At 46.4% G+C, this 24,910-nt stretch carries 19 protein-coding genes and 4 pseudogenes; 7 read left to right on the forward strand and 16 right to left on the reverse strand.

Going from position 1 to position 24,910, the window contains the following annotated elements:
* Positions 1-83 precede the first annotated feature (83 nt).
* The 7 genes and pseudogenes from TZ48_RS21200 to TZ48_RS21230 form a co-directional block, all read right to left on the reverse strand.
* Positions 84-1,034, reverse strand: a complete 951-nt coding sequence (locus TZ48_RS21200; protein WP_112480566.1) for a glutathione S-transferase family protein — start codon at positions 1,032-1,034, stop codon at positions 84-86.
* 260 nt (positions 1,035-1,294) lie between these two features.
* The gene (oppF, locus tag TZ48_RS21205) at positions 1,295-2,287 is read right to left on the reverse strand and encodes a murein tripeptide/oligopeptide ABC transporter ATP binding protein OppF (RefSeq protein WP_162674684.1); all 993 of its coding nucleotides are present in this window, start codon (positions 2,285-2,287) and stop codon (positions 1,295-1,297) included.
* 5 nt (positions 2,288-2,292) lie between these two features.
* Positions 2,293-3,264, reverse strand: a complete 972-nt coding sequence (gene oppD / locus TZ48_RS21210) for an ABC transporter ATP-binding protein (RefSeq protein ID WP_112480571.1) — start codon at positions 3,262-3,264, stop codon at positions 2,293-2,295.
* A 19-nt stretch (positions 3,265-3,283) separates the two neighbouring features.
* Complete coding sequence (gene oppC / locus TZ48_RS21215) at positions 3,284-4,186, reverse strand: oligopeptide ABC transporter permease OppC (protein WP_112480610.1); 903 nt, start codon at positions 4,184-4,186, stop codon at positions 3,284-3,286.
* A 15-nt stretch (positions 4,187-4,201) separates the two neighbouring features.
* Positions 4,202-5,120: pseudogene (gene oppB, locus TZ48_RS21220) on the reverse strand (oligopeptide ABC transporter permease OppB).
* A 129-nt stretch (positions 5,121-5,249) separates the two neighbouring features.
* A pseudogene (locus TZ48_RS21225) lies at positions 5,250-6,780 on the reverse strand (ABC transporter substrate-binding protein); the annotation flags it as partial.
* A gap of 782 nt (positions 6,781-7,562) precedes the next feature.
* Positions 7,563-8,417 (reverse strand): helix-turn-helix transcriptional regulator, encoded by an 855-nt coding sequence (locus TZ48_RS21230; RefSeq protein WP_112480573.1) that lies wholly within the window; start codon positions 8,415-8,417, stop codon positions 7,563-7,565.
* 381 nt (positions 8,418-8,798) lie between these two features.
* Here TZ48_RS21230 and TZ48_RS21235 point away from each other — a divergent pair, with 381 nt between their 5' ends.
* The 3 genes from TZ48_RS21235 to TZ48_RS21245 all read left to right on the forward strand — a co-directional run bounded on the left by TZ48_RS21235 (position 8,799) and on the right by TZ48_RS21245 (position 11,832).
* Complete coding sequence (locus TZ48_RS21235; protein WP_239671022.1) at positions 8,799-10,367, forward strand: long-chain-fatty-acid--CoA ligase; 1,569 nt, start codon at positions 8,799-8,801, stop codon at positions 10,365-10,367.
* A gap of 233 nt (positions 10,368-10,600) precedes the next feature.
* Positions 10,601-11,383: a hypothetical protein gene (locus TZ48_RS21240; protein WP_112480575.1), complete on the forward strand. Its 783-nt coding sequence runs from the start codon at positions 10,601-10,603 to the stop codon at positions 11,381-11,383.
* Complete coding sequence (locus tag TZ48_RS21245) at positions 11,332-11,832, forward strand: hypothetical protein (RefSeq protein ID WP_162674685.1); 501 nt, start codon at positions 11,332-11,334, stop codon at positions 11,830-11,832. Before TZ48_RS21240 ends, TZ48_RS21245 begins: the two co-directional genes overlap by 52 nt.
* 83 nt (positions 11,833-11,915) lie before the next feature.
* Here the strand turns inward: TZ48_RS21245 and TZ48_RS21250 are convergent, their stop codons facing one another.
* From TZ48_RS21250 to TZ48_RS21265, 4 genes are all read right to left on the reverse strand, one after another.
* Complete coding sequence (locus TZ48_RS21250) at positions 11,916-12,899, reverse strand: Gfo/Idh/MocA family protein (RefSeq protein WP_112480579.1); 984 nt, start codon at positions 12,897-12,899, stop codon at positions 11,916-11,918.
* Positions 12,900-13,106: 207 nt separating this feature from the next.
* Positions 13,107-13,628 carry an NADPH-dependent FMN reductase gene (locus tag TZ48_RS21255; RefSeq protein ID WP_112480581.1) on the reverse strand — a complete coding sequence of 174 codons (522 nt, stop codon included), beginning with the start codon at positions 13,626-13,628 and terminating at the stop codon, positions 13,107-13,109.
* Positions 13,629-13,758: 130 nt separating this feature from the next.
* Positions 13,759-14,022 (reverse strand): YfcL family protein, encoded by a 264-nt coding sequence (locus TZ48_RS21260; RefSeq protein ID WP_042502347.1) that lies wholly within the window; start codon positions 14,020-14,022, stop codon positions 13,759-13,761.
* Between the two features lie 41 nt (positions 14,023-14,063).
* A complete protein-coding gene (locus TZ48_RS21265) occupies positions 14,064-14,594 on the reverse strand; it encodes an elongation factor P hydroxylase (RefSeq protein WP_112480583.1) in 531 nt (176 codons plus the stop codon).
* A 237-nt stretch (positions 14,595-14,831) separates the two neighbouring features.
* Between TZ48_RS21265 and TZ48_RS21270 the strand changes: the two genes are divergently transcribed.
* Positions 14,832-15,455 carry a trimeric intracellular cation channel family protein gene (locus tag TZ48_RS21270; protein ID WP_112480585.1) on the forward strand — a complete coding sequence of 208 codons (624 nt, stop codon included), beginning with the start codon at positions 14,832-14,834 and terminating at the stop codon, positions 15,453-15,455.
* 185 nt (positions 15,456-15,640) lie between these two features.
* Positions 15,641-16,098, forward strand: a pseudogene (locus TZ48_RS21275) (glycine zipper family protein).
* An 80-nt stretch (positions 16,099-16,178) separates the two neighbouring features.
* Here the strand turns inward: TZ48_RS21275 and fusA are convergent.
* The 3 genes from fusA to prmB form a co-directional block, all read right to left on the reverse strand.
* On the reverse strand, positions 16,179-18,194 hold the full coding sequence (fusA, locus tag TZ48_RS21280; protein ID WP_112480587.1) for an elongation factor G: 2,016 nt from the start codon (positions 18,192-18,194) through the stop codon (positions 16,179-16,181).
* A 274-nt stretch (positions 18,195-18,468) separates the two neighbouring features.
* A complete protein-coding gene (gene aroC / locus TZ48_RS21285) occupies positions 18,469-19,554 on the reverse strand; it encodes a chorismate synthase (protein WP_112462197.1) in 1,086 nt (361 codons plus the stop codon).
* Positions 19,555-19,720: 166 nt separating this feature from the next.
* Entirely contained in the window at positions 19,721-20,653 is a 933-nt protein-coding gene (gene prmB / locus TZ48_RS21290) for a 50S ribosomal protein L3 N(5)-glutamine methyltransferase (protein ID WP_112480589.1), read from the reverse strand.
* Between the two features lie 62 nt (positions 20,654-20,715).
* Here prmB and smrB point away from each other — a divergent pair, with 62 nt between their 5' ends.
* Positions 20,716-21,246: an endonuclease SmrB gene (smrB, locus tag TZ48_RS21295; RefSeq protein WP_112480591.1), complete on the forward strand. Its 531-nt coding sequence runs from the start codon at positions 20,716-20,718 to the stop codon at positions 21,244-21,246.
* A 35-nt stretch (positions 21,247-21,281) separates the two neighbouring features.
* Here smrB and sixA read toward each other — a convergent pair.
* Positions 21,282-21,745, reverse strand: a pseudogene (sixA, locus tag TZ48_RS21300) (phosphohistidine phosphatase SixA).
* Between the two features lie 197 nt (positions 21,746-21,942).
* Positions 21,943-22,110, reverse strand: coding sequence for a hypothetical protein (locus TZ48_RS24505; RefSeq protein WP_162674686.1), 168 nt, complete (start codon positions 22,108-22,110; stop codon positions 21,943-21,945).
* Between TZ48_RS24505 and TZ48_RS21305 the strand changes: the two genes are divergently transcribed.
* Positions 22,080-24,863, forward strand: coding sequence for an insulinase family protein (locus TZ48_RS21305; RefSeq protein WP_112480592.1), 2,784 nt, complete (start codon positions 22,080-22,082; stop codon positions 24,861-24,863). The genes TZ48_RS24505 and TZ48_RS21305 overlap by 31 nt on opposite strands.
* Positions 24,864-24,910 lie beyond the last annotated feature (47 nt).

Genomic DNA, 24,910 nt, shown 5'->3' on the forward strand with positions numbered 1-24,910 from the left:
ACCATACAAAAGAAAAACCGACTCGCTTGAGTCGGTTTTTTCGTCTCTGATGTCCTGAATATTTCAAAGTACCAACAACGACCCTATCCACCAATAGATTCGCGGCCATGTGGCGAATCAAGATCCAGTTCAGGACCAAGTGGCACCACTTGTGTTGGATTAATCCCCGTGTGGCTAAAGTAATAGTGACGCTTAATATGGTACATATCGGTCGTCGCACTCACTCCTTCCACTTGATACAGCTCTTTAAGATAGCCTTGAATGTTCGGGTAATCCGCAATGCGTTTTTTATTACATTTGAAGTGACCAACGTACACAGCGTCAAAGCGAACTAAGGTCGTAAACAAGCGCCAGTCAGCTTCGGTTAATTTATCTCCAACAAGATAACGCGACGTTGCTAGGTGCTCATCGATCTTATCTAGCGCATCAAACAAGCTATGGAAGGCCTCTTCATAAGCATCTTGAGAGGTGGCAAAGCCGCAGCGATACACGCCATTATTGATGTTGGGATAGACAAACTCATTCCAGTTATCAATGCCAGCACGCAGTGATTCCGGATAATAATCGTCATGATTCCCTGTTAAATCATTGAACGCAGAGTTGAACATTCGAATAATTTCAGAGGATTCGTTGCTTACTATGGTGTTGGTTTTCTTATCCCACAGTACAGGCACAGTCACTCTGCCGGTATAGTCAGGTTTCGCTTGAGTATACACCTGATGCATCTTGGTAAAACCAAACAATGGCTCTGGAAGCCCAAACACCCACCCCTCTGAAAGCATATCGGGGCAAACAACAGTGACATCAATGTGGGGCTCTAGTCCCTTGAGAGAGCGGAAGATAAGAGTACGATGTGCCCAAGGACACGCTAGCGACACATAAAGATGATAGCGACCAGATTCCGGTTGAAACTCGGCATCCGCTCGATTTTCAATCCAATTGCGAAAACCAGCGTCTTCACGGACAAATTTACCGCCAGAGGCTTTGGTGTCATACCAAACGTCGTGCCAAACACCTTCTACTAATTTCCCCATGACTCTATTCCTCTTTATCATTTGATGATTCAGAGTATAGATCGAAGCCAGTTGGAACTTGATAGGAAGGGTTTAACTATGTCGTTCAAAATCTTTGAATAACTAGTGATATAGAAATTGGTTTATGGATTTCAGATACAAAAAAAGCGCGACCAAAAATCTCGTCGCGCTTAGGCCCGTCACAGGCTGAAAATAGCCACCCTAACCACTCACACACAAATGGTTAAGGCTTTTCCTTGCTATTACATTACTGGGATACACTAAACGCTTACGTTTAGGCACGACACTGCGTGTACGTCCGTTCCCTGTATTGTTGGTTTTTGTTGTGCGCACTGCTCTGTCGCTTGTGGACAGCGCGTGCGGAACACACAACCCGATGGTGGGTTAATTGGAGACGGCAAATCACCTTCCAGCATTTGAATCGTCTTTGAGCGTTCAATCTTTGGATCTGGGATGGGTACTGCTGACATCAACGCTCGTGTATACGGGTGTTTCGGGTCAGCAAACAGTGCCTCAGCTTCACCGAGTTCAACGGCGTTACCTAAGTACATCACCAATACGCGATCAGAGATGTGTTTTACTACCGACAAATCGTGGGCAATGAACACTAAGCTCAAACCTAGCTCTTTTTGTAGTTCCTTCAGAAGGTTAACAACCTGAGCCTGAATCGATACGTCCAATGCCGATACAGGTTCATCACAGATGATCATCTTAGGCTTTAAGATAAGTGCACGTGCGATACCGATACGTTGACACTGACCGCCTGAGAACTCGTGCGGGTAACGGTTGATAACGTTTGGTAGTAGACCTACCTTTGTCATCATTTCACGAACGCGATCCTTCACTTCAGTCTTAGAGAGTTCTGGATAGAAGGTTTCAAGAGGCTCAGCGATGATGTCACCCACAGTCATACGCGGGTTAAGCGATGCTAAAGGATCCTGGAAAATCATTTGGATCTCTTTGCGCGTATTGCGACGCTCAACTTCACGCATCTTAGTCAGATCTTGACCAAGCCACATCACTTCACCGTCTGTTGCTTCAACCAGACCGATGATGGCACGCGCAAATGTCGATTTACCACAACCAGACTCGCCTACTACACCTAGCGTTTCGCCTTCGTATAAACGAACATTCACGCCGTCTACCGCTTTAAGGTTGGCAGGTTTGCTCCAAGGCCATGCAGACTTGGAGGCAATGCTAAAGTGAACCTTAAGCTCTTTAACGTCTAGAAGTAGTTCTTTGTTATTTGTCATTGCATTCATTTGGCCCAAGCCTCCCAATCAGAAAAACACGCACGTTGACGACCTTGACCAAAGTTCTCTAGCTTTGGTGCTTCCACGCTACACTGAGGTGTTGCGCGGTGACAACGCTCTTGGTAAGGACAGCCTGGTGGTAGACGTAGCAAGTTTGGTGGGTTGCCTGGAATCGTCGGTAGAATTTCACCTTCAGTATCCAAACGAGGGATCGCTTTTAGCAGACCTTCTGCGTATGGGTGACTTGGGTTGTAGAAGATTTCATCTACAGTGCCGTATTCCATAGTACGGCCCGCGTACATCACCAATACTTTGTCACATGAACCCGCAACCACACCAAGGTCGTGGGTGATCATGATGATTGCGGTATTGAATTCGGTTTTCAGCTCGTTCAGAAGATCCATGATCTGTGCTTGAACGGTTACATCAAGAGCCGTAGTTGGCTCATCGGCAATCAGTAGCTTTGGACGACATAGTAGCGCCATCGCAATCATAACACGCTGACGCATGCCGCCTGAAAACTCATGCGGATACATAGTGATACGCTTACGCGCTTCAGGGATCTTAACGGCTTCTAGCATGCGAACTGACTCTTCGAATGCCTCAGCTTTGCCCATGCCTTTGTGAAGCATGAGTACTTCCATCAACTGGTCGCTCACCTTCATATAAGGGTTTAGCGAGGTCATTGGATCTTGGAAGATCATCGCGATTTGTTCTGCACGAACTTTGTTCAGCTCTTTCTCAGGCAGGTTTAAGATCTCTTTGCCTTCAAACTTGGCACTGCCAGAGATGATGCCGTTTTTCGCAAGCAGACCCATGATAGAGAAAACCGTCTGAGATTTACCCGAACCTGACTCACCTACGATACCCAACGTTTCACCTTGGTTTAGTGAGAAGTTCAGGTCGTTAACTGCGGTAACAATACCGTCCTGCGTGGTAAATTCGACACGCAGATCTTTTACATCTAATAAGCTCATATTACTTCCTTAGTCTTTATTATCTGTCTTTTGGATCCAACGCGTCACGAAGACCGTCGCCCACATAGTTAAAGCAGAACAGGGTGACTACCATGAATGCTGCAGGGAATGTTAGCTGCCAAATAGCAACTTCCATTGTATTTGCACCTTCTTGCAGTAGTGCGCCCCAACTTGTCATTGGTTCTTGAACGCCTAGACCAAGGAATGAAAGGAATGATTCGGTCAGAATCATACTTGGGATAAGTAGTGTTGAGTAAACCGCTACGATACCCAGTACGTTCGGGACGATGTGACGAGTGATGATTTTCCACTTGCTCACACCACATACGTGCGCCGCTTCAATAAACTCTTTGCTGCGCAGGCTGAGAGTCTGACCACGTACGATACGCGCCATGTCTAGCCAAGCAATTGCACCGATAGCCACAAAGATAAGCACGATGTTACGACCAAAGAATGTCACCAGTACGATAACTAGGAACATAAATGGTACTGCGTACAGAATTTCTAGGATACGCATCATAATGCGGTCAACACGACCACCAATAAAGCCAGATGCGGCACCGTAAAGGGTGCCGATAACGACCGCCACCAATGCACCTAGTACACCTACCATTAGCGAGATACGACCGCCAACGAGAGTACGAACGTATAAATCACGACCCAGTGCGTCAGTACCAAACCAGTGATCCGCACTAGGTGCTGCGTGCATCGCGTACCAATCTGTATCGTCAAATGTATATTGAGCGAACATAGGTAGGAAGATAACCGCTAGCGTCATCAAGGTTAGAATGAACAAGCTGACCATCGCGGCTTTGTTACGCATAAAACGAATGCGTGCATCTTGCCAAAGACTGCGACCCTCAACTTCCAAATTTTCTGAAAACTTTTCAACTGCTTCTAAGTTTTCTTTTTTCGTTAGCATCATTACCCAGCTCCTTTAGTAACGAATTTTCGGGTCAATCATGGCAAGCAAGATGTCCACGACCGCATTGAATAGAATGAATAGGAAACCAATCAAAATGGTGATACCCATTACCAACGAATAGTCACGGTTAAAGGCTGCGTTTACGAACAACTTACCAATACCTGGTAGACCAAAGATGGTCTCGATAACGACCGAACCGGTGATGATACCTACGAAAGCAGGCCCCATGTACGACACGACTGGCAGTAGAGCTGGCTTAAGCGCGTGCTTAAGAATGATGTAACGGTAACTCAAACCTTTCGCACGAGCGGTACGGATAAAGTTACTGTTCAGTGTTTCAATCATGCTACCACGGGTGATACGGGCAAATGTAGCCACGTAGAGCAGAGACATACCAATGATCGGCAGCGCATGTATTTAAATGAGCCATCGTTCCAACCACCAGCAGGCAGCCAACCAAGGTTAATAGAGAAGATATAAATCAGTACTGGCGCGAGTACGAATGAGGCATGACGACCCCGAGCATGGCGGTGGCCATTACCCCATAATCGAGCCAACTGTTTTGCCGCAGCGCGGCAATGGTTCCAACACTCACCCCCATAATGACGGTAAAGATGAACGCTAAGAAACCCACTTTTGCAGATACTGGTAGTGCATTAGATACCAGCTCATTTACCGTGAAGTCTTTGTATTTAAAAGAGGGACCAAAGTCGCCTTGCAAGATATTGGTTAGGTAAGTGGTGTATTGCTCAAACACCGGCTTATCAAGGCCATATTTTGCGTTGATGTTCGCCATTACCTCTGGAGGTAGCGGACGCTCACTTGAAAAAGGGTTACCCGGTGCAAAGCGCATCAGGAAAAAAGATACGGTGATCAATACCAATAGCGTTGGTATTGCTTCAAAAATCCGTTTCATAATGAATTTAAACATAAACTCATCCATCCAGTCTGTGACAATTAAAAATAGCAATAGACGCTGCATGTGTTTCCACATGCAGTGCCTTCATAGTTATAGTTTTATGTGAGTAGGAACTACTCTATTGAATTACTTGAGAAGCAATTACTCTACGATGTACATATCTTTAGAGAACAGCTTATCTTCAGCGTTGTTCACCGCATAGCCACCTACTTTAGGTGAAACTAGACGAGATGTAACGTACTGATAGATTGGTGCGATTGGCATATCGCGCGCTAGCAGTTTTTCAGCTTCGATGTATAGCGCTTCACGCTCTTCGTCGCTTGTTGCAGCCATTGCTTTCGCCATTACCGCGTCGTACTCTTCGCTGTGGTACTTCGGATCGTTTGAGCTGTTGTTGGATTGCATTAGCGACAGGAAGCTTGAAGCTTCGTTGTAGTCACCACACCAACCAGCACGAGTCACGTCGAAGTCACCTTGACGACGAGTATCTAGGTACGTTTTCCACTCTTGGTTTTCAAGCGTCACGTTAACACCTAGGTCTTTCTTCCACATAGATTGGATAGCAGTCGCTACTTTCTTGTGGTTTTCAGACGTGTTGTACAACAGAGTGAAGTTTAGAGGGTTCGCCTCATCGAAACCTGCTTCAGCAAGTAGCTTCTTCGCTTCAGCAATACGCTCTTCTTGAGTCATGTTGCCGTACGCTGGAAGTGCAGGGTTGAAGCCCGCAGTGATTTCTGGCGTTAGGAAGTAAGCTGGCTTTTGACCTTGACCCATGATTGCGTTAGCAACGACGTCACGGTCGATAGTGTAAGACAGGGCTTTACGAACGCGAACATCGTCGAACGGTGCTTTCTGGTTGTTGAAACCATAGTAGTAAGAACACAGGTTACCTTTCACGTTAACCGATTCTGGGTGCTCTTTCTGTAGACGTTTGAAGTGCTCGATTGGCAGTTTCGTTCGTGATCTGAATTTCACCAGATAGGAAACGGTTCATTTCCGCTACTTGGTTTTCGATCGGTAGGAACGTTACTTTCGTTAGCTTAGTATTTGCATTATCCCAGTACTGAGTATTTGGCTTAAGCTCGATACGCTCGTTGACTACCCACTTGTCTAGTACGAATGCACCGTTACCAACAAAGTTTTCTGGTTTAGTCCACTGATCGCCAAACTTCTCAACCGTTGCTTGGTGTACTGGCTTAACGGTTGTGTGACCCATCATCTTAACGAAGTAAGGAACCGCCTGCTCTAGTTGTACAACAAGAGTGTGGTCGTCAGTCGCAGTCACACCTAGTGTGTCTTTGTCTTTCTTACCAGCGATGATATCTGCAGCATTTTCCATAGTGGTCATTTCTAGGTACCACGAGTATGGAGATGCTGTGTTTGGATCAACTGCACGCTTGAAACTGTATACAAAATCTTGAGCAGTAACTGGGTCGCCGTTAGACCATTTAGCGTCTTTGCGAAGGTGGAAAGTGAACTTAGTGTTGTCTGTCGTTTCCCAAGACTCAGCAACACCAGGGATAGTGTTACCATCTGCGTCTTGGTTTACAAGGCCTTCTAGAAGATCACGGATTACGTGAGACTCTGGAACACCTTCGGTTTTATGCGGGTCAATCGACGCTACTTCAGTACCGTTACCACGAACGAGCTCCTGAACAGCTGCCAATTTAACTTCTGATGTATTTTCCACTGCAGCCGGTGCAGGTTGTTGAGTCTGTTTTTCCTCTGGCTTATCGCCACAACCTACTAGCGCTAGCGACATACCTGCGCTTACAAGTATCGCTCGCGTGATCTTATTCTTATACATGCATTTAACTCCAAGTTTTATTTTTGCATCCATGACTTCTTCGAAGAATTGCTAGAACGGTCAGCATTTTAGAACTATTTAGCTCAATATTTGAGCATAAAATTCTAAATCCTTACGAAGATTGCGGTTCACATTACCAATCTTCAAAGCAATTTGCCATATTTTTGTAGCAAAAATGGCATAATTCTCCTAGGAGAGATAAATAATAGATAAAAACTCCACCAAAAGGTGGAGTCACTAACTGATATCACTAGTGAGTAATTTAACACCAGCAATAAATCTCGATAATTCTAATTTTTAACCACTAAACAGCATGTTTGACTAAAAACCCACCACACCATTTAACAATTCGTTTTCATTTTACCTATCACTCAGAATTATCAAACACCTAAAAAAACCAAATGTGATTGCAATCACATACATTTGGCCTACTTCCGTGCAACCTCGGATTAAGATCACAAAAAAACCCGACCTCTGACTACCAAGAGATCGGGTAAACTGACGGCGCTACGCGGCTCAAGCGTGCGCTCAGATAAGGAGATGTGTCACTAGCAGACGCTACGTATCGCGCTTACTGGTTCCAACCATTACTATGTTAAATATTTTTAACATCCGACCCAATAACCCTAATAGGGGATAAAAGGTGATCAGTGCACGCTCTTACCCCCAAAATACAGGGTTAGCGGGTCAATGTTGCTGTCAGCAGGCACGGTTGATGCCGCTTCCAAAAACAGAGAAAACAGCTCTGACTGGGAAGATATTTTTAACTTATTGTGAATTCGCTTGCGATATACCTTTACAGTTTCTGTCGAGACCTCCAGCAAAGGCGCAATTGCCTTAGTCGAGTACCCTTGCAGCACCAGTTGAGTCACCTGACATTCACGTTCACTCAGGAAGTCTTTGCCAAAGTTACTGAAAATATCATTCAACTGATGACCGATAGTACGTTGTTCTGGGTGCCCTACTTGAAAGTGCTTGCAAATCGCAACACTGATCAGCTCATAAAAGCTATTGACGATTTCCACTTCATCGACATCCACACAGGCCTTATTGCGCAGTCCAAGTGAAAGCACTAAACGCAAATCATCACCACAACTGGTGATGACGCCCACTTCTTTTTGCAAACCTGTTTGTTTGTAAATTTGGTGGTAGTAATCGCTACTATAGAACTCATCTGGAGCAATATCATCGAGACGATAGACCCCTTCTTTTACCCCGCGGCGGATCAACTGATAGAACGGATCCAACACTAAAGCGCCCATAAACTCTTTGTCGATAGCTTGGTCTTCGAAAAAAGTCGTATCGTTATAAAGCACAACAGGTGCGTTGTCTCCATCAAAGCTCATCACGACTAAACTGTCATAACCGACAATCGCAGTTGTAAGCTCAGACAGACGCTGTAGAAAAGTGACATCGCCAATAGCGGCAATTAAGCGTGGATAGTGTCGGTTGAACTCGTTCCATGCAGCGGCTTGTTCCGTCATTGTCGTAGCTTGAGACATAGACACTCCTTATCTTAGCTTTACATGCCAATTCAATTACCATGATTCTCGATGCTTGCTCAACTCAGTACCGACCCAACGTCCTGCTCTTCGCAGTTTTCACCGTCAGAACTATTCGTTTGTGCAATGAGAGGCGATTCTGCAATGGTCGCTTTTACAGATCCAACGCATCGATGTTTAAATTATATCTTCCATCGTGACAAATATATTTAATGATAAAAAGTAAATTACCTCGCTTTTGAGGAGCTGTATCAAAGTTTCCATTACAGGGCCTGACACTTATGTGACTTCACAACTCAACTCGTAACTCTATTGGGGTACATACCCAAAGCTAATGCGATCACATACTATTTACATTCCAATAACAAATGGAGTTGCATAATGAAAGGTCAAATGATGAATGTCCCTCTCACCATTACTGAAATCATGCGTCATGCAGATAAAGTAAACGGTGATACTGAAGTTGTCTCAGTCACTTATGACAATCCTCGCCACAAATACACCCTAAACGACGCATTTAAAAGAACTCGCCAGCTTGCTAATGCGCTACAATCACTTGGCCTAGAAAAAGGGCAGCGCATCGCTACGTTTGCCTGGAACGATTATCGTCATCTTGAGTTGTACTACGCCATCTCATGCTCGGGCGGCGTGTTGCACACCGTCAACCCTCGTTTATTTCCAGAGCAAATCGAGTACATCGTCAATCACGCCGAAGATACCATCGTCTTCTTTGACCCAATTTTCGCGCCGCTCATTGAAAAGCTGCAACACAAGTTCCCAACCGTGAGTCACTATGTCGCTCTCTGTGATAAAGCACACCTGCCCGATGTCGATATTGCCAACCTCACTGATTATGAATCCTTGATTGACGATCAAAGCGATGAGTTCAACTGGCCTGAGCTGGCTGAAGATGATGCGAGCTCCCTGTGCTATACCTCCGGTACGACCGGACACCCGAAAGGTGTGTTGTATTCACATCGCTCTACCGTGCTCCACTCCTTAGGTAGCGCACTACCGGACGCCTTTTCGCTCTCTATCGACGAAACTGTCATGCCGATCGTCCCTATGTTCCATGTAAACGGATGGGGTCTTGCTTACAGTGCACCTATGACTGGCACTAAGCTCGTGATGCCGGGACCTAAGATGGCCGATGGCGAAGTGTTGAGCGATCTTATCAATAGCGAAGGCGTCACCATGACCGCTGGGGTTCCTGTCGTGTGGTTGATGCTACTGGAGTACTTAAAAAGCAATGATATTCAAGTACCGACACTGGAACGCATCGTCGTTGGTGGCTCGGCATGTCCAGAACTACTAATCAATGAGTTTGATCAGCTATTCAATGTTTCGGTTCAGCACGCTTGGGGAATGACTGAGATGAGTCCACTTGGCACTTTCAACAAGCTAAAGCCTAGTCTCAAGCAGCAGTCAGAACAAGTGCAGATGAGCTATAAGCTTAAACAAGGGCGCATTGTATTTGGTGTCGATATGCGAATCGAGGATTGGCAGGGACAAGAGGTGGAATGGGACGGACATCAATTTGGCGCTGTTAAAGTCAGGGGACCTTGGATCGCTTCTGGTTACTATAAACAAGGCGAGTCCGTTGACAACAATGGCTATTTTGATACCGGCGATGTCGCCAGCGTGGATCCCCATGGCTATATGTTGATAACAGACCGCTCTAAAGATGTCATTAAATCAGGTGGTGAGTGGATTAGCTCAATTGAACTTGAAAACATCGCCGTCGGCCACCCTGATATTAAAGAAGCAGCGGTCATCGGTGTTCCTCATAAAAAATGGGGAGAAAGACCGCTACTGATTGCGGTAACCCACGATGTTGAAGTCTCTGCCGAAGCGCTGCTAGCCCATTTTGACGGTAAAGTGGCTAAATTCTGCATCCCTGATGCGGTTGAGTTTATTAAAGAGCTCCCCACACCGCTACTGGTAAACTGAGTAAGAAAGATCTGCGCAGCAAATACGCCGACTACATTCTAGGTTAACCCGCCCTCGCCTTACCTCTCCTATCGGGTCTTTGTGTTCTTGCAAAGACTCGAATTTGACATGAAACACAATAATTACATCCATTAACATCTTTGTAACCCAAATGGGTACTACATCAATTGCTAATTAACGCTCACTATTAACATATCTATAACAAACTGTTCAAGGATGGATAGGAGCTCAATATGCTAAACACTTTTATTAGCCCAAAACGGACGATTGATTCTAAAGCGCTTATCATCGCAGCTATGATGCTGGTGATGTTTGCGCCTAACGCGTTTAACTTTTTACCCTTTATGCTGGGTGGTGCAGCAGAAGCCATGGCACTCGATGATGCGCAAATTGAAAGCATCGCCATGTACGAACTGCTTGCCACAGCCCTCTCTTCTTTACTTTTTTCGCTACTTCTAATTCGCCGTGTTAACTGGCGTTATATAGGTTACATTGCCGCTATCGCACTGATTGCAGGTAACTACATGAGTATGACTGCGCAGGACTTCGATAGCTTTATCACCAGCCGCCTTATTGCAGGCAGCGGCCAGGGTATCGGTTACTCTTTAGGCCTAGTGGGGATGAGTGTCACTAAGCACCCAGGTCGTAACTTTGGTTATATGATTGCCGCTCTGAACGTTTGGCTGATCACTTGGTTCATTTTGATCCCAGAGCTCATGGCAGAATTCGGCCTTAACGCGCTCTACCAATTCTTTATGTTTGCCTCGGCGCTATGTTTGGTCGCTTTCTGGTTCTACCCTGATAATGGCCGTGTTGAGAAAGACAAAGAGCTCTCTTCTGCACACGGTAATAGCGTAGACAAAAAGAAATACGTGGTTCCTATGATTTGGGTTGGCGGCGCATTCTTAGTCTACAGCTTAAGCTTGGTATCATTTATCCGTATATCGAGATCATCGGTGCAGACATGCAAGCGTCGACTGAAGATGTGGGTTTGGTGTTGGCAGTGGGCTCAGTGATGGCCGTTATCGGTGGCATTCTGACTGCGGTTGTTGACAAGAAATACAGCCATACCACCATCATTGTTTCTCTTAGTGTGATTAACGCGGCGGTCTGTTTTGGTATGGCAAGCACCAACGACACCACATCATTCCTAGGCTTCTCAGCGTTTTACATCATGCTGTGGAACATGATGTACGCTCGCTACTACACAGCATTGGCTACCACAGATAAGTCAGGTTACTTCAGCTCATACGGGCCAGAGATTGGTACAGTAGGTCTAGCGGCAGGTCCAATTGTTGCACAGGCGGCAACAGCAACAGGCGATTTCCAAGGACAGGTCGGTGTTGGTGCTGTCTGCATCGCTGTGGCAACCGTAATGGTATTTATTGGTCTTGGTAAATCTAAACTGATAGAACGAGGGGTGCTCGCCAATCTGACTCAGGGCAGCAAAAAGCTTAAGTCATAAATTCAACAACATAGGCTAGGTAAAGCGTCGGAGCCACTGCCCAATGTCCGACGCTTTAACCGTGTTTAACGCCTAACTATCTGTTACTGGTTATTATCTGCTGGAAATACCACGCCAGTCTGGCGGCGAACTTCAGTGATGATATGGGCAATCGTCAGCGAACGCTGAGTCGCGTGCTCATCCATTTCTCCTTTCAGAATCATCGATGCAAAGGCGTTGGCTTCATACATCATGCTGTTCTCAACTTGCTCAGTTTCAAAATGAGTGCGTTCACCATTTCGAGCATACAAATCAAAGCCCAAACACTCCGAAAAATCAGGAAGCAATAAGCTGCCCTCTTCCCCTTGGATCTCACTCGTTGAGTAACTGTTGCTCACTTTAGAATGGCTTAAAGTAACATCAAACTCTGGATAGCGAAGTAGCACGCTGCCATGGGCATCAACCCCCGACTCCAACAGATGAGCACTGGCTTGGATCTGATCCGGCGCACCAAACAGTTCCACAGCGGCTGCAACGGAGTAGAAACCAATATCCATGATTGAGCCATTGGAAAACTCAGGGTTAAAGGTATTCGGGTTTTCGCCATCTAGGTACTTTTGGTAACGGGATGAGTACTGGCAGTACGTTAAGTGTGCCTTATGCAGTTTCCCTAAGTGTGCTAGCGCGTTTTTAGCTTCAATAAAATTAGGTAGGTAAGCCGTTTTAAACGCTTCCATCAACACCACGTTATTGGCTTTAGCGACTTCAAACATCGATGCAACTTGGGTTAAGTTCGATGCCATTGGCTTTTCACAAATGACATGCTTCCCCGCTTCCATCATTTGTATTGCTTGAGCACTGTGAAGGCTGTTTGGTGAGGCAATGTAAACCGCATCAATCTCTTTTGATGCCGCAAGCTCCTCTAATGAGTCAATAAATAGAGTAGCGCCAAGCGGCTCACCGAATGCACGCGCTTTATCAAGCGCACGTGAATAAACCCCTCGAATCACAAACTGTTCGGTTTGCAGTGCCGCGCGAGCAAATTTCTCGCTAATCCAGTTTGTGCCGATAATTGCAAGCTGAAGCATAGTGTTTCCTTATCCTTTTTATTTCTACTTAAGTAGCTGTGGCTAAGGTTACTCTTTGACATCATCAATGCCAATATCGCTATGTATTAATTTGAGAAGCGGATGACCCCATTTCTTAAATAAAAAGGCGAAAATAAAAGGCGGAAATAAAAAAGGCGCCAATAACTAGCGCCTTCAATTGAGGAAGGTATAAGAACAAAAATTTGATCAGAGCTGCTTAATGGCTGATTGAACTTTATCGACCAACTCAGCGTTGGTGAGCTGACCCGATTCAAGGTCAAAATTATCGTAAAAGCTCGGCACAGAGATACTCGCTTTTACATTACCGCCAAAGTAAGGCGCGGAATTGGTTGCCGCCGCAAGTACGCTTGCAGCGCCGCCTGGTCCTGGTGAAGTAGCCAGATAAACCGCAGGAATGCCTCTGAAGACTTCACGGTCAATACGTGTCGCCCAATCAAACAGGTTCTTGTACGCGGCTGGATGGTGACCGTTGTGCTCAGCATAGGAAATGACCAGTGCATCCGCGGTTGCAATCGCATCAAGAAACGCTTTGGCACCTTCTGCCTGACCAATTTCTTTCTCTTTATCTTCCGAGAAAAGCGGGACATCAAACTGAGTAAGGTCAAGCACCTCAACGTCGGCGCCTTCAATTAAACTGGCGGCGTAGGTGGCGAGTGCTTTGTTAATAGAAGTGCTGCTAGTGCTTGCGCCAAATGCGATAACTTTCATAGTCGATTCCCTTTCGTCTCACATAGTGTTTGATTAAAGGTTAACCGTTCTGCTTGATCCAGCAAGAGAGAAAATCCTATCTAGTTCATCGAATTTTTCGAACAAGCGCATTCTATGTTTATTCTCGTTACTATATTGTCGCTTGTAGTTCAGTCCAAAGATCATGAACAATAACGCGATCTGCTGGGCTCAGCTCTGATTTGGCTTCGTCAAGGCTTGCTTGGATTCGTGATTTAAACTCAGCAAGATCGACAATCCCATCTTCTTCACATGACGCAGCAGACAGTGAAATGTGACCACGCAAGTAACCACCAGCGAACAGCTCATCATCGGAAGCTTGAGTGATTCGAGAATCAATGGTTTCTAACAGTTTTTCTTCGTATTCAATAATCATGTTGAGGCTCTTTAATAGTATTTTGATGATAGAGCTTCGCTCTAGCGCACCACAAAGGTGTTATGAGTCAATTCAGGGGTTTGATAAAAGCGGCGCAATGCATCTGACAGCTGTTTTACACGAGGTGGAATACCCTTCTCGAGGATAGAGAGAACCTCTGCATGAACCTTGCCCATAAATCCAAGACGATCCGGTTCAAAGTCGCCACTTAGGTTATCGCAACTGACTGAAAACGGGAATCCAGCACTAGCGCTAAGGATCCATTCATAGGCTTGAGGACGGATCTCTACTTTCTCGAACTCGGCTTGAACCTCTGCGGTGCGACCATCTGGTTGATACCAATACCCAAAGTCTTCCAACAGTCTTCTCTCGGGGCCGGCGACACACCAATGCGCAATCTCATGCAATGCTGAGGCATAGAACCCTCTCGCGAAAACAATACGATGGTAATCCACCTTATCGTCAGCAGGGAGGTAAATAGGCTCATCGCCACCTAACTCTAGTTTGGTGCGATAATCATCGAAAAATGTTTGATTGAAAACAGTAATAAGGTCTTGGTACTCGTGGTGCATAACAATAGTGTCGCGATAACAATTGGCGTTATTGTGTATTCAATCGCAAGCGACGTAAAGCGCAAACTGAACAAAGCAAACTTAGTGGTCATTTCTTGGTATCGAAAAGCGTGATTAATCCCGAAAAAAGATTAGTTTAAGTAATCCGAAAAACGTTTGCGCAGAAAAACATTTCATTCGTCAACTTTGACACAAATCACTACACTGTCGCCTCTTCATTTTTTCGAGTTTTGAGTTATGTTGCTCACCGTCTTATACATCATCGGCATCACGGCAGAAGCGATGACTGGCGCGCTTAGTGCGGGCCGACGTAACATGGATTGGTTTGGTGTCATGCTCGTTGCCAGTGCAACCGCAATTGGTGGTGGTACGGTACGCGACATCTTACTGGGTCACTATCCGCTAGGTTGGGTAAAACATCCTGAGTTTTTGGCCATTACTTGCCTTGCTGGGATCCTGACAACAGGACTGGCAAAATGGATTATTAAATTTAAAGGTGTGTTCCTAAGACTCGATGCGCTTGGTTTAGTGGTGTTTACCGTTATCGGCACCAATGTAGGACTGAGCATGGGCTTGCACCCGTTCATTTGTGTAGTGTCTGGTCTCGTCACAGGCGTATTTGGTGGCCTATTGCGTGATTTAATTTGTCGCCAAACGCCACTAGTACTTCATCAGGAGCTGTACGCGTCTATTTCTGTCGCCGCAGCCTGCCTATACTTGGCGCTGCTTGAGTACGGGTTATCAACGCTATCAACTACCGTCATCACGTTGGTGGTTGGCTATACATTGCGTATGGCAGCAGTCCGCTTCAAATGGCGTTTACCTTCATTCCAGTTAGACAGTGAAGAAGCACTGCATTAATTCGACTTCTAGTCTCAAATGACGCCGAAGCTGGTATTCACAACTTGAATATCAGCTTTATTGTCTCCCTCATCGTTCTATATATCACCTGTCGGTATAGTGAGTGTCATCCAAGGCAATCACCAACCAACGCCCCAACAATAAAGAGGCGTAACAAAACAGGTAATATTATGCTTTCATCAAAACTGCTGACATCAAAAACTTTTAAAGCCTTCGCTCTCGTGATGGCGCTATTTGCAACAGGATGTGCATCAAACAAAGCCACGGATGAAGACACTGCTAACCGCAATGAAGCGCGTAATCGTGGTGCGATTGGCGGCGCTCTAATTGGTGTGACAGCCGGTGTGTTAACAGGTAGTCCAGAAGTAGCGGTTAAAGCGGGTACCGCAGGTGCGGTTGCTGGTGGTGTATCAGGCTCAATGAAAGATACGGCAGAAGCGCGTGAAACTGAACGTACAGAAATCTGGCAGAAAGCTTACAGAAAGACACCCGTTCAGACTCGGAAAAGCGTGTAGCTGAACTAGAAGCAGAAATCCGCATCAAAGAGCTAGAAAAACAAATCGCAGAGATGGAAAAACAGCAACCAGAACCAACCGCGAGCTCGACATCATCAGATTCTGAACAGGAAAAGAGTAAGTCATAACACGTCTGTGGCTAGAGTGTTCTGTAACAAACTTGGCTTGAAACCTCGGCTCCAACGGTTTTCCGTTGGAGCCGACTTATTTACTCTTGCTCCTCACACACTCGGTTTTGAATCATGGGTGGCGCCGGTTCATAATGACTCAAGGTCATACTAAAACGCCCTTCCCCACCCGTTAACGCTTTTAGCCTACGCGAGTAATCTGCTAGCTCGTTAATTGGCGATTTGGCCACGAGAATGGTACTACCATAAATGCCTTGTTCGCTTCCGACGATGAGTCCTCTATTAGCGGAAAGGTCGCCGGAAACATCACCGACATATTGAGTTGGAATTTCTAAAGACAAATCGACAATGGGCTCTAATACGATAGGGGCTGCCGCTTCTACCGCTTGCAAGAAGGCTTTCTTGCCAGCAATGACAAACGCTATCTCTTTTGAGTCGACGGAATGGTATTTACCATCGAACACCGTCACTTCTATGTCTTTGATTGGGTTACCCGATATCGCCCCTTCTTCTAATGCCTGAACGATGCCTTTTTCTACTGCTGGAATTAATGCAGTTGGAATCGCGCCGCCCACCACTTTATTGACAAATACGAAGCCAGCGCCGCGCTCTAATGGTCTTACTTTCAGATGTACTTCACCAAACTGTCCAGCGCCACCACTTTGTTTCTTGTGACGATATTGCGCCTCGGCAGGCTTAGTAATGGTCTCAAAGTATTCAACGCTTGGTTGGCTGGTTTCTACATCTAACTTGAAGACTTGCTGCATTTTCTCGAGCGCTATCTTGAGATGAAATTCACCTTGGCCGCTCAATACCGTTTCATTGGTGCGTGTACGGTGCTCTATTTTTAGCGACGGATCTTCTGCAGCGATTTTGGCCAATACGTCTGACATTTTCTGCTCATCGCCGCGTTTTTTTGGTTTCAGCGTCAAGCTATACATCGACTCTGGGAAATTAAGGGTTTTGAACTGAACACCATCTTCATCGTGTGAGTCATGAATCACCGAATCAAAGGCAAGATCATCCACTTTCACCAATACGCACAAATCGCCTGCTTTAGCACTGGTGATCTCTTGTCGTTTCTTACCTTGTAAGTTGTATAGGTGACCGACTTTAAACGCTTTACTGCTATCACCAATAAATAGCTGGCTGCCTGCGGTAATTTCACCTTGGAAAACACGTACGTAGGCAAGCTTGCCCATATATGGGTCTACATTGACCTTGTAGACGTGCGCGACAGTATGATCGCGTTTGTCACAATCAATCGCTACTTGCTGACCATTTTTTTCTAGCATCGGTGGATTGCCTTCGTCTGGCATCGGCATAATTTCTGCCAAGGTACGCAGCAGCAGCTCACAGCCAGCCCCTGTATCCGAGGAGACAAAACAGACGGGCACTACGTGACCGGTTCGGAGCGCTTTTTCAAACGGATCGTGAAGCTGTTCTGGTGTTAGTTCTGAGCCTTGCTCCAAATAGAGCTCCATCAGAGATTCATCCATTTCAACAACTTGGTCGACGAGCAGCTCATGAGCTTCATCGACGCCACTAAACAAGGTAGTTTCCTCAGGGTTTGGCTCGAAATAGCAGTCGATGACTTCCGCTGGTTTTTGTGACGGCAAGTTAATCGGCAAACATTGTGCGCCGAAACGCTGTTCGATCTCTTCAAGTAATGCCAAAAGCTTATCGGGGTGCTGATCGATTTTATTGATGATCACCATCTGGCATTTTTTCTGATCTTTTGCGAATTGGAATAAGCGCTCGGAGACTTGGTTGATAGAGCTTCCGGCATCCAACACCAACGCTGAGGTTTCAACCGCTGGAAAGATACTTAATGTTCGACCAAGAAGCTCTGCTTGCCCCGGAGTATCAATGACATTCATTTGGTGATTGTGCCACGAAAGAGTGACTGGGGTTGCTTCAACGCTGTGTTGATAGTGAATAGATTGGTCGTCAAAATCGGTGATCGTGTCACCATCTTCGACATGACCTAGGTTATTAATGGCATGGGACTCAAAAAGTAAACGTTCAACTAAGCTGGTTTTGCCAGTTCCTGTTTGACCGACAAAGGCAATATTTCTAATTTCATGTTGAGACATAAGACGCTCCTTAAATGATTGGAAACAAGCACTGTTACATTGAGTCGGCGGTTTCCCGCCTACTCGTCTTCCAAGTCATTTTTCGGATCCTTCTGTCCAAACAATGCACTCCCGCGTGATGGCTGAGTACCTAGTGTGAACCTATACCCGTACAAATATTGTGACTAATTTCATAACCTCCACAGTTGAGGTTATTTATTGTCCAATCCGTGATTTAGACCAAAAAAAGCCTCTTGGTGTTACCCAAGAGGCTCAATAAACACTCACGATTATGTTAGATAACCGGTGTCTCTGTTTGCACGCCGTGGTTCTGGCCGCGATGGCGTAACAGGTGATCCAGCAACACAATCGCCAACATAGCTTCAGCGATTGGCACTGCGCGAATGCCCACACACGGGTCATGACGACCTTTGGTGATCAATTGCGTTGGCTCACCGGTTTTCGTGATAGTTTCACCCGGTACGGTAATGCTCGATGTTGGTTTTAGTGCGATATTGGCAACAATATCTTGACCAGTAGAGATACCACCCAAGATGCCACCAGCATGGTTACTGCTAAAGCCTTCCGGCGTCAGTGGATCGCGGTGCTCACTGCCTTTTTGATTCACTACATCAAAGCCGTCACCAATCTCGACACCTTTCACAGCGTTGATGCTCATTAGCGCATGGGCGATATCCGCATCAAGACGATCAAAAATCGGCTCGCCTAGACCCACAGGTACGTTAGTCGCGACCACTTGTAGCTTGGCACCAATTGAGTCACCTTGCTTTTTAAGATCACGGATTAACTGGTCAAAAGCATCTACTTTGTCGACATCTGGACAGAAAAACGGGTTATTTTCGATTTCGTTCCAATCTACCTTATCGATAGACACATCGCCCATTTGTGATAGGTACGCACGAATTTCAACACCAAACTCTTGCTTGAGGTATTTCTTGGCGATGGAACCTGCCGCGACACGCATCGCCGTTTCACGAGCTGACGAACGGCCGCCACCACGGTAATCACGGATACCGTACTTTTGGTGGTAGGTGTAATCCGCGTGTCCTGGTCGGAACTTGTCTTTGATTTCTGAGTAATCTTTTGAGCGTTGATCAGTGTTTTCGATCAATAGGCCAATCGACGTGCCTGTGGTTTTCCCTTCAAACACACCTGAAAGGATTTTCACCTCATCAGGTTCGCGTCGTTGAGTGGTGTATTTTGATGTCCCTGGACGACGACGATCTAAGTCAACTTGCAGATCGGCTTCCGTGATTTCCAATCCAGGAGGGCAACCGTCCACCACACAACCCAGTGCGATGCCGTGACTCTCTCCAAATGTGGTTACACGAAAATGTTGTCCGATGCTATTTCCTGCCATTACTTCCTCTGTCTGTCCGAACAAGCGCAATGCCCGCAGCTTGTCCTTTGCTTGTCTATTCTTCGTGAATTCATAGTGACGACAAAGGCTGACGTTGTAAACCCCCAAACGAAAAAACGCTGCAATTCTCATTGCAGCGTCGCTTTATCTAAGAGTCAGTACTCGATTAATCTTTGTAGATTGAGAACTCTTCAGCGTGCTCAAGGATCTGATCACGCGTTAGCATGAACACACCGTGACCGCCGTTTTCAAACTCAATCCATGTGAATGGGATATGTGGATACTGCTCCATCATATGAACCATTGAGTTACCCACTTCACAGATAAGGATACCGTTATCAGTCAAGTAATCAGGTGCATTAGAAAGAATACGACGTACCAATTTCAGACCGTCAGTTCCCGCCGCTAGGCCAAGCTCTGGCTCATGGGTGAACTCTTCTGGTAGTGAGTTCATGTCTTCTTCGTCCACATAAGGTGGGTTAGAGACGATCAGATTGTATTTTTCTTTTGGCAGATCGCGGAATAGATCCGAGCGAATTGGGAACACTTGCTGCTCTAGACCATGGTCTTGAACGTTCTGCTCGGCGACTTCCAATGCGTCTGTTGAAATATCAATCGCATCCACTTCGGCCTCTGGGAAAGCGTGTGCACAAGCAATCGCAATACAGCCACTACCCGTACAAAGATCCATAATACGCACTGGCTCTTCAGCAAGCCATGGCTGGAACTGAGCTTCAATCAGCTCACCGATTGGCGAACGTGGCACCAATACACGCTCATCGACGAAGAACTCTAGGCCACAGAACCATGCTTTGTTGGTTAAGTAAGCCGTTGGTGTGCGGTCGTTAATGCGCTTGATAACGCGCTCAACAACACGCAGACGCTCGCTGCTGGTTAGGCGCGAGTTTAAAACATGTGGTGGCACGTCAATCGGTAAGTACAGCGTTGGCAGGATCAGCTGAACCGCTTCATCCCAAGCATTGTCGGTGCCGTGGCCGTAAAACAGACCTGCTGCATTGAATCGACTCACGGTCCAACGAATCAAGTCTTGAAGTGTGTGAAGCTCAGAAACGGCTTCTTCCACAAAAATCTTATCCAAAATTGCCTCCAAAAAGCGCTACAATACTGCCAATCTAGATGTTTATTGAGTTGTCCCAGTCCATGAGCAAAAAAGACACCAACGCTGATGACGATTTCGCCCTCTTTAGGGATGCAGTACAAGGCGTAAAAAAGTTGCAACAGGATACCATAGTCCAGCAGCCAAACAGAAATAAGAAACAAAAAGAGCAGAAAAGAACCAACCGCGAAGCCAAAGACGCGGAGTTTTATTTCTCTGACGAATTTGAGCCGCATCTCAGCGATGATGGTCCGACTCGCTATGCGCGTGATGATGTTTCCACGTACGAAGTGAAACGCTTGCGACGCGGCGTGTATGTACCGGATGTGTTCTTAGACATGCATGGGATGACTCAGCAAGAAGCCAAGCGTGAGTTAGGGGCGATGATCGCCCACTGTATAAGAGAAAATGTGCACTGTGCCTGCATCATGCATGGCATCGGCAAACACATTCTTAAGCAAAAAGCACCACTATGGCTGGCTCAGCACCCAGATGTGATGGCGTTCCACCAAGCGCCGCTTGAGTTTGGCGGCGATGGCGCGCTGTTGGTTCTTCTCTCTATTCCTGAGAAGTAACCCTTTCTTCAGTTTTTTAGCTTTTTACTTCTTTACTAAGGGTGAATGTGCCAAAGCACTTCGCCCTGTCTTCTCTGAACATCGTATTCGATGCACACTAACCCAGAAGTCGGGAACATTGGCGCACTGATATCGCCAACAAACTCTGCCGTTAAGTAACCAACCAGAGGTAAGTGAGAAACGAGTAAGATTGATTCTAGGCTTTCAATCTCAGCGATCGCAGAGACATACTCCACCACATCCTCGGCCTGCCCGTAAGGCGTAATGTCATCAGAGGTGACGACGTCATCACTGCTGAACTCTTGGCTGATCGCAGCCCACGTCTGTTGCGCTCGTAGATAAGGCTCACCAGTACCTTATCGAAACGCTCATACCCTTGCTGCTTGCACGCTCTGGCAACGATAATCGAATTTTCTTTGCCATGCTCTGTTAAGGCACGTTGCTCATCGGTTGGTGCGTAATGGACGGCTTCGCCATGACGCATAATAAACACTTTCATATTAACACCCGCCTATTCAATGGTTGCCCAAGGCAATCATCTCTAGCGCTTGAACCCTGCGCTATCTATCGCAATTGCCTGCATATTCCGATAACTAGGGTATATACTTATTTAAAAAATTAATTATATCAATTCACTTGCTAAAGGCTTCGACTTTCTTAACAATTTAAAGGTTGATACTTAAAAAAGATTGTAAGTTAGTTTTTGTCTGTCTCCATGAAAGATTGTAAATAGTTATTGGTCATCCCTGTTAGTACCAATTGTGAGACATCGCTTTTGTCGCCAGACGCTTGGTTAAGCTGTCCCAAGCCACCGCTTAATCCGGAGAAGATACGTGCATATAAGTCCAAATGATAATCGCTCATATCGCTACCTCACTCTAAGTAATGAGTTACGCGTCCTGCTCGTCAAAGACGAGCACGCCCAAAAGTCCGCTGCTGCGCTTGCGGTGAACGTCGGCCATTTTGATGACCCAGACGACCGTGAGGGCCTTGCTCACTATCTCGAACACATGCTGTTCTTGGGCACGGAAAAATACCCTAAAGTTGGCGAGTTTCAATCCTTTATCAGTCAACACGGTGGCAGCAACAATGCCTGGACTGGCACCGAGCATACTTGTTACTTCTTTGACGTCTATCCAAATGCGTTCGAGAAAGGCCTCGATCGCTTCAGTCAGTTTTTCACTGCTCCGCTTTTCAACGAAGAAGCGCTAGATAAAGAGCGCCAGGCGGTTGACTCCGAATACAAGCTTAAACTTAATGAAGATGGACGCAGGTTATACCAGGTACAAAAAGAGACCGTTAACCAAGCGCATCCTTTCGCCAAGTTTTCTGTCGGCAATATCGAAACGCTGAGCGATCGTAACGGTGAAAGCATTCGCGGTGAGATCCTTCGTTTCCACCAGCAGCAATATTCTGCTGACATCATGACGCTTGCCATGATCGGCCCACATGAGCTGGATGAGTTAGAGCAGTGGGCAACAGACAAGTTTGCCGACATCGTCAACAACCAACGTATTAGCAAATCCATAGATGTGCCTTTCGCCACCGAAGACAATACTCAAGTCATGGTGCGCGTAGAACCTATTAAAGAGCTTCGTAAGTTAATCCTTGCGTTTCCGTTTCCAGCGACTCAGCAGCATTATCACCAAAAACCTTTGTCTTATTTTGCCAACTTACTGGGCTATGAAGGCAAAGGCAGCTTAATGCTGCACATGAAAGAGCTTGGCTGGATCACGTCTCTGTCTGCGGGTGGTGGCGCATCTGGTAGTAACTACCGCGAGTTTAGTGTCAGTATGACGCTGACACCCACCGGGCTTGAGCACGTCAACGAGATGATTCAAGCCGTTTTCCAATACCTAGAGCTGATTAAAACTCAAGGCATGCAGGAATGGCGCTATTTGGAAAAACGTGCGGTCATGGAATCTGCGTTCCAGTTTCAAGAACCCGCAAGACAAATGGACATGGTCAGTCACCTGGTGATGAACATGCAGCACTATCCGCCTGAGGATGTCATTTACGGCGACTACAAAATGGCGGGCTATGACGAGGCCATGTTACTTGAATACGCCCAGTTCTTAACGACCCGAAACCTCAAAGCGACGCTGGTTGCCAAAGAACAACACTACGATAAACAAGCAAAGTGGTACTTCACGCCCTACTCGGTCACGGCATTCACCGAAGAAGAACTGGCGTTTTTCAATCAGCCTCTAGAAGAGGGGGAGCAACCCTTCTGTTTACCTGAGAAAAACCCGTTCATCAACTACGATTTATCGACCTATCCGCTTGAGAGCGAAGAGGCTCATCCACAGTTGATTGAAGATTTAGACGGTTTTCGCTTATGGCACCTTCAGGACAGTCAATTTAAGGTACCGAAAGGCGTGGTGTTTATCGCTATCGATAGCCCCCATTCCGTCGCTTCCGCCCGTAATATCGTCAAAACACGGCTGTGTGTCGAGATGTTCCTAGACTCGCTCTCTGAGGAAACCTACCCTGCGGAAGTCGCCGGGTTGAGCTACGATATGTACGCCCACCAAGGTGGTGTCACCTTGTCAATTTCTGGCTTTAGTAAGAAGCAGCCTCAGCTTTTGGAGATGATACTCAAGCGCTTTGCGTCGCGAGAGTTTAATCCCGCACGTTTTGAGAGCATAAAAGCGCAGCTAATGAGAGGTTGGCGTAACTCGGCGAAAGATCGCCCAATTTCTCAGCTATTCAACGCTATGACGGGTATCTTACAGCCCAATAATCCGCCAAACTCTGTGCTGCTAGACGCCCTAGAAACTATCACAGTTGACGAACTACCGAGCTTTGTACAAGCGATATTATCTGAGCTGCACATCGACATGTTCGTGTATGGTGATTGGCATAAGCAAGGTGCGCACGACATCGCGACCACGCTCAAAGATGCGCTTCGTATCCACAATCAAAAATACGAAGAGAGTTTGCGACCTTTGGTCATGCTTGGACGCAACGGCAGTTTCCAGAAAGAAGTGTTTTGCGATCAAGATGACTCAGCGATTGTGGTCTACTACCAATGTGAGGACATCAGCCCGCGCAGCATCGCCTTATACTCACTGGCCAATCATTTGATGTCGGCGACCTTCTTCCATGAAATCCGAACCAAACAGCAACTCGGTTATATGGTCGGCACTGGCAACATGCCGCTCAATCGCCATCCTGGGATAGTGCTTTATGTCCAATCCCCCAATGCAGCACCGAGCGATCTTATTCGCTCTATCGATGAGTTTTTGAATGCGTTCTATATGGTGCTACTTGAGCTCAATGACTATCAATGGCACAGCAGCAAGAAAGGACTCTGGAATCAGATTGCGACTCCAGATACCACTTTGCGAGGTCGAGCTCAGCGATTGTGGATTGCCATCGGCAATAAAGACACCAGCTTTAGTCAGCGAGAAAAAGTGCTTGAGGAGCTCAAATCGTTAACACGCGCCGATATGATTCGCTTCGTTGTCAACGAGCTGAAACCGCGCACAGCAAACCGCCTCATCATGCATAGCCAAGGTAAGGCTCATGTTGATGCAGACAAGCTTGATTTGGGATTAGAAATTGGCTCAATAGAAGAGTTTCAACTCAGACCAAAAGACACCGATTTAGGATAAAAAAACACCCCCTCTTTCGAGGGGGTGAATATTTCTAGACCCTAAGT

The organism is Vibrio variabilis, from assembly GCF_003263785.1.
GTDB lineage: Bacteria > Pseudomonadota > Gammaproteobacteria > Enterobacterales > Vibrionaceae > Vibrio > Vibrio variabilis.